The sequence below is a fragment of the Nocardiopsis listeri genome, from assembly GCF_020741345.1.
Lineage (GTDB): Bacteria > Actinomycetota > Actinomycetes > Streptosporangiales > Streptosporangiaceae > Nocardiopsis > Nocardiopsis listeri_A.
Genome location: NZ_DYZD01000350.1, coordinates 1 through 4,458, shown reverse-complemented (window position 1 = coordinate 4,458; position 4,458 = coordinate 1). Strand labels below are relative to the sequence as shown.

3 protein-coding genes are annotated in these 4,458 nt (G+C 67.8%); all 3 read right to left on the bottom strand.

All coding sequences use genetic code 11. The annotated features are described in order from the left end of the window. Positions 1-336, bottom strand: a 336-nt coding sequence (locus tag K8V84_RS18685; RefSeq protein ID WP_304076653.1) for an NAD(P)-binding domain-containing protein, incomplete at its 3' end; no start/stop codon positions are given. A gap of 109 nt (positions 337-445) precedes the next feature. Beyond that, on the bottom strand, positions 446-1,585 hold the full coding sequence (dnaN, locus tag K8V84_RS18680) for a DNA polymerase III subunit beta (RefSeq protein WP_304076655.1): 1,140 nt from the start codon (positions 1,583-1,585) through the stop codon (positions 446-448). A 1,157-nt stretch (positions 1,586-2,742) separates the two neighbouring features. Further along, positions 2,743-4,458: chromosomal replication initiator protein DnaA (gene dnaA, locus K8V84_RS18675; protein WP_304076651.1), on the bottom strand; the 1,716-nt coding region annotated here is incomplete at its 5' end.

Here is a 4,458-nt window from a genome sequence, read left to right as displayed (position 1 = left end):
GCTGACACCGGCGTCGACGTATCCGATGCCCTTGGCGTTCAGCGCCTCGGCTCGGGGAGCGTCGTCCACGTAGTGGGTGTTGCCGCCCTCGATGACGATGTCGCCCTCGGAGAGGAGCTCGCCCAGCTTCTCGACGGTGCTCGTGGTCGGCGCTCCGGCCGGGACCATGACCCAGACGACCCGCGGCGCTTGGAGCCGTTCGACGAGAGCCTCCAGGCTCTCCACGTCACGTTCACCGGGGGAGGCGTCGTAGCCGACGACGTCGTGCCCCTTCTCCCGCAGTCGGGCGGCCATGTTGCCGCCCATCTTGCCGAGGCCGATCATTCCGAGTTGCATGCTTGGGCTCCCCCTTGGGCACCTGTGGACACGTGGAAGCCGACCGGCCCGGGGTGGACGAGGCCATGCCCCGGGCGGCGGACATCGGTCTTCGAGTCTGCCGGATCCGTCAGCCGGACAGGCGCACCGGCATGATCAGGTAGCGATATTCGGGGGCGCCACCCTCCTCGGCCGGCTTGCCGGTGAGGATCGCCGGCTTGGTCGAGGTGGTGAAGTGCAGGCGGGCCACGTCGGTGCCGATGGCACCGAGGCCGTCGAGCAGGTAGCCGGAGTTGAAGGCGATCTGGATGTCCTCGCCGTCAAGGTCGGCTTCGAGGGTTTCCACGGCCTGGGCGTCCTCACCGGTGCCGGCCTCCAGGACCAGGGCGCCCTGAGAGAAGGCGAGGCGGAGCGGGGTGTTGCGCTCGGCCACCAGGGACACGCGCTTGACCGCCTCGACGAACTCGGCGCGTCCGACCTCGGCCACCGTGTTGAAGGTGTCCGGCAGCAGCGCGCGGTACTTGGGGAACTCGCCGTCCAGCAGGCGGGTGGTGGTGCGACGACCACCGCCCTCGAAGCCCATCATGCCCTCGCCGGTGTCGCCGTCGGACAGCGCGATGGAGACCTCGGCGCCCGAGGTGAGGGACTTGGCGGTGTCGTGCAGGGTCTTGGCCGGAACGAGGGCGACCGCGGAGAGTTCCGGGTTCGCCGGCTTCCAGGCCAGTTCGCGCACGGCGAGGCGGTAGCGGTCGGTGGAGGCGAGCGTGATGGTCTCGCCCTCGATCTCGACCCGGACGCCGGTGAGCATCGGGAGCGTGTCGTCACGACCGGCGGCGACGGCCACCTGGCTCACCGCGGCCGCGAAGGCGTCGCTGCCGATGGTCCCGCTGACACCGGGCATCTCCGGCAGCGAGGGGTAGTCCTCCACCGGCATGGTGTTCAGGGTGAACTTCGCGCTGCCGCACGTCACGACGACCTTGGGGCCGTCGGTCGCGATCTCCACGGTCTGTGGAGGAAGGTTGCGGGTGATCTCGGCGAGGAGTCGACCGGGGACCAGGGTCTGCCCGGCCTCCTCGATCTCGACGTCCACCGAGACCTGGGTGGAGACCTCGTAGTCGAACCCGGACAGGCGGACCCGCTGACGGCCGTCGACCTCCCCGGCATCGAGGAGGATGCCGGCCAGGACCGGCACCGAGGGGCGTGTCGGCAGTGTGCGCGCTGTCCAGGCGACAGCGTCGGCCAGTACGTCGCGTTCGACCCGGAACTTCACTTTCCGACTCACTTTCCGCACGACCGTTGGATCGGTCGCAGCCTCAACGTTGCAGCTCGTGGGTGTCTCTCGGGTCTACCGAGGGCTCCATCGACAGGTTGTGGACGAACCGGCGTGAGGCGCAGGTTCGGGCCACGAGGAGCCGCCTCGGATCCCGTTGGGGTCACCGCTCAGATCGAGAGCGGCGGAGGACAGGGGCGAGAACACACGTTACCCGGATTCCTCCGCTGTCGCTGCCGGCTCGGGACTCGACCGCCGTCACCTCGATCTGGAGGCGTTGTCCACAGATTTTCCGCGGAGCGGTTTTGAAGCCACATTTGAGCTAAGGAAGGTGCGTAGTAGTAGTAGGGCCTGTGGATAATGTGGATAACCCTTGTTTCCGCAGGTCACTCCGGAGATTTTTGTCCACAGGACCTGTGGACGACCCTGTGCGTAACTCGGGATGGCTGTGGACGAAAAACGAGGCCCCTAGTTTTTCCACACCCCGTCCACAGGTTCATCCACAGGTTTTCCCCAAGTTGTACACAGCAGCCGGTGGTTCGGTGGTCCGATGACGGGTTCTCGTGTCCACAGGGCGACCCCGGGTTACCCACAGGCGAGGAAGGGTTGTCCACAGGTTATCCACAGCGTTGTCCACAGATTCCAGGCCCTTCCTGTGGATAACTTTGCCGAAAGTCGTCGAAAAAATTTTTGGGGCCCTTCCACATAACGCGCGAACCTGGGCAAAGAGTCTGTGCACAGGGTTATCCACAGGCCCCTCGAAGATTCTGGTCATCGCTCGTTGTCACGGTGTGCGCGTGGTCCCTGTCAGCACCGCCGTGAGGGGGTCGACAGTCCGTGAAGGCCCTGGAAAACAGGGCGAACGGGCGACTTCGTGCACGGACACCACGGCTCTGGTACGACACTCGCCTATCGCTCGTGGCCGGAGATACCCCCGCACAAGCCTGTGGATAACTCTCTGTGGGTGGCGCCCGGGGACTGTGAACCGTCATGACGCGGGATCGACGAGTCGACCCGTCGACCTGTGCACGGATCGACCGACGGAGGGGCGCCGGGCCGGGCAGGACGGGCACGGACAGGAGAAGAGGGGTACCGCCGCGCGGTACCCCTCTTCTCTCCTTATATACGTGTCCCCTTGTCGACACGTCGCCGGCCGGTCAGGTCAGCGTGGGCTGGTCCTTGATCCGGCTGGTGAGCTCGTGCACCTGGTTGTAGATCGAGCGACGCTCGGCCATCAGGGCCCGGACCTTGCGGTCCGCGTGCATGACGGTGGTGTGGTCCCGGCCGAACTGCTGGCCGATCTTGGGCAGCGACAGGTCGGTCAGTTCACGGCACAGGTACATCGCGATCTGGCGGGCCGTCACCAGCACGCGCGAACGCGAGGTTCCGCACAGGTCCTCCAGGCTCAACCCGAAGTAGGCGGCGGTCTGGGACATGATGGAGCTCGCCGTGATCTCGGGGACCTCGCTGTTGGGAACCAGGTCCCGCAGTACCTGCCCGGTCAGGTCCAGGTCGACCGACTGCCGGTTGAGGCTGGCGAAGGCGGTGACGCGGATCAGCGCGCCCTCGAGCTCTCGGATGTTGGTCGAGATCTTGCTGGCGATGAACTCCAGCACCTCAGGTGGTGCCGCCAACCCCTCCTGCGCGGCCTTCTTCCGCAGGATGGCGATGCGCGTCTCCAACTCGGGTGGCTGGACGTCTGTGAGCAGTCCCCACTCGAACCGGCTGCGCATCCGGTCCTCGAGCGTGGTCAGCTGCTTGGGCGGACGGTCGCTGGAGATGACGATCTGCTTGTCGGAGTTGTGCAGCGTGTTGAAGGTGTGGAAGAACTCCTCCTGTGTCTGCTCCTTGTTCTCCAGGAACTGGATGTCGTCCACCAGGAGCACGTCGATGTCCCGGTAACGGCGACGGAAGCCGTCCGCCTTGCCGTCCCGGATCGAGTTGATGAACTCGTTGGTGAACTCCTCGGAGCTGACGTAACGCACCCGCGACCCCTCGTAGAGGCGGTGGGTGTAGTGGCCGATGGCGTGCAGCAGGTGGGTCTTGCCGAGCCCGGAACCACCGTGGATGAACAGCGGGTTGTACGCCTTGGCGGGCGCTTCCGCCGCGGCCACCGACGCCGCGTGCGCGAATCGGTTGCTGGACCCTATGACGAAGGTGTCGAAGGTGTACTTGGGGTTCAGCCGCGCGTGGTCGCCCGGTGGGATCTCGGGGGACCGTCCGGGCGGAGACGTGGGGGAGGCGGTGAGGTCCCTCTCGGGCGGCGCGGGCGTCGGCTCGACGGGCCCCTCGGAACCTTCCGGGCGTGGCGCAGCGGAAGGGGCCGGCTCGGGAGCCGGGGCGGCGGGGGGCTCGGGAGCGACGGGCGCCTCCTGCGCCGGGGTCTCCCAACGGTTGGGCTGCTCCCAACCGGCCTCTCCCCACCCCTGTTGTTGCCAGAGCTGTTCCTGGGTGGGCCAGCCGCTGGAGGAACCCCAGGACGCGGGGGGCTCGGCGACCGGCTCCGCCCGGCCCTCTGAGGTGGGGGAAGCGGCAGGGGGCGGGGTGTCGGGGGCCGGAGATACGCCCGGGTGCTGCGCCGGATACTCCTGCCGCCGTGGCTCTTCGGTGGGAGCCGCCGGCCAGGCTTCGGGCGCGCGGTCGTACCGGGGGCCTCCGTACGGCTGTTCCGAGCCGAGCAGGTCGGCCTGCTCGGTGCCCTGCCCGGGTGTGTGAGCGCCCAGGGCCTCTGCCGGGTGTGGCGCCGCCGGCCGCGCGTGTTGCCCTCGGGGCTCCTGGTGGTCCTGTGGTCCCTGCTGCGGGTTCGGGTTCGCCGGCAGGGGTCCGGGCGTGGGCCGGGGCTGGTCCCGGTCGACGGGTGATCGGCCCGGGCC